The following is a 2,093-nucleotide window of genomic DNA, read 5'->3' on the forward strand; positions in this document are numbered from 1 at the left end:
CCCTCAAACATTGAACGCCTTCAAAGAATTTCCTTAACGTTCAGCTATTTAGGAATGGTTGAATGGCCGTCGCAGGGTAGGCGTACCTACCATTCTCTCCGTCGCCCGCCCCCACGCAGGCGGGTGATGCCTCCGCACTGGAGGCCTCATATCCCACCGTCCGAGAGAGACACCATGAACTCCATCCTGAAGAAGGCCGCGCTCGCTGCAGCGCTGGCTACCGTTTCGCTGTCCGCCAATGCATTCGATGCCGACATCAAGGTCTGGGCCAACGTCGATCCGACCCTGGCCCTGCTCAAGGCCGATGGCACTGCGCTGGATTCGGTGGTCAACATGGTCCACAACCCGGTCAGCGGCCTGGTGCCCTGGTCGCAGCAGGTGCGCATCTACTCCAACGATGAAAGCAAGGACATCGAAGTGCGTGTTGGCAGCACCCCGCAGCTGCTCAACACCGATGGTGGCGGCGCGCCGGTGCCGCTGACCGTCAGCCTCAATGGCAGGGCGCTGACCGTGGCGGCGCAGGACTTCTCCGCAACCGACCTGTTCGACGGCGCACTGCCGGGCGCATCGATCCCGCTGGCGCTGCGTATTGCACAGACCGTCCAGGCGCCGATCGCCCGCGGCGGCAGCTACGAAGGCATCGTCACCATCGCCATGCAGCAGAAGACCACCAGCCCGTAAGGCACCCGCGCCGGCCCGCTTGCCGGGCCGGCTGCTTCCGGTAATCCCCATGAATGCTCCCGCACCCGCCGTCACCCGGCTGGCGGTCGCGCTCGCCCTGTCGCTGGCCACACCCCTGGTCGCGGCGCGCGGCGTTCCCGCCGGTTTCGAGGATCTGGTCGAAGGCCAGACCGAACAACTGGAGATCCGTCTGTTCGGTCGTTCGACCGGGCTGGTGCCGGTGCGCGTGACCCTGGAACACGTGCAGCTGGAAACCCCGGCCGAGGCGCTGCAGGCATTGCAGCTGTCCGCCGAAGCGCAGGCTGCGCTGCTGCCGGCCTTGTCGCAGCCGCTGCCGCGCAACAGCCACCTGGCATGCCGTTACGGCGGTGCCAGTGCCGGTTGCGGGTACATCGATCCTCCCCAGGAGCCCACTGCCGTGCGCGCGCTGTATGACGAAGGCGAGGGCGCAGTGCGCCTGTTTGTCGCCCGCCAATGGATCCCCGGCGAGCCGGCTGCCGAGCGCTACCACCAGGTCAGCGCCAATGCCGAGAACGCCTTCCTGCACCAGCACACCTTCAATGTCAGCGGTGGCCGGGGCTACCAGGCGCTGGCCGCGCAGGGCATGGGTGCACTGGGCGTGTTCCAGCGCGGGCACCTGTCCGCCGACTGGACCTTCAGCCAGCAGCACTACCGCGGCGGTCTTGCCAGCCGCCGTTTCCAGCTAGACAACGCCTACTACCGCCATGACCTGGGCCAGCAGCACTACCTGCAGGCCGGGCGCATGGACCGCCGCAACCTGAGCAGCCCGCAGGGCGGCACCTTCAGTTTCAGCATGCTGCCGATGGATCGCTTCCAGGGCCTGCGGCTGGGCACCACGCAGGCCTACGTGGACTCCGCCGCCGCCGTGCAGGCCACGCCCCTCACCGTGCTGCTGGCGCGCGATGCGCGTGTGGATGCGTTCGATGGCGAGCGCCTGTTGCAGACCTTCTACCTGCAGGCAGGCATCAACCAGCTCGATACGCGCCGGTTCCCCATGGGCAACTACACCGTCAGCCTGCGCATCTACGAAGACGGCGTGCTGGTACGCAACGAGGACGCGCCGTTCGACAAGGGCGGTGACTGGACCGACAGCAGCGTGCAGTGGTTTCTGCAGGGGGGCCGCCGCAACGAGCGCCGCAGCGACCGCTTCGACGACGAACTGGCGGCCATGGGCGGCCTGCGCGTGCCGATGGGGCGCAACGTGGCCATGACCGCTGGCATCGCCGATCTGGGCGGTTTCAGCTACGGCGAACTGCGGGTGGACCTGCGCCATGTGTTTGCGACCCAGGAGGTCCGCGCCACCTTCAGTGGCATGCACGGCAGCGATGGCAGCCGTGGCCAGCAGCATCAGCTTTCCTACCGTCGCCGTGCTTCGTGGAATGTGTACCACC

At 67.0% G+C, this 2,093-nt stretch carries 2 protein-coding genes; both read left to right on the forward strand.

Going from position 1 to position 2,093, the window contains the following annotated elements:
• The first annotated feature begins 174 nt into the window (after positions 1–174).
• Entirely contained in the window at positions 175–681 is a 507-nt protein-coding gene (locus tag AC1VAN_RS19855; protein ID WP_025874221.1) for a CS1 type fimbrial major subunit, read from the forward strand.
• Positions 682–730: 49 nt separating this feature from the next.
• The coding region (locus AC1VAN_RS19860) for a TcfC E-set like domain-containing protein (protein ID WP_480986540.1) at positions 731–2,093 on the forward strand (1,363 nt) is incomplete at its 3' end.

It is taken from the genome of Stenotrophomonas sp. 05L44_2 (genome assembly GCF_056665995.1).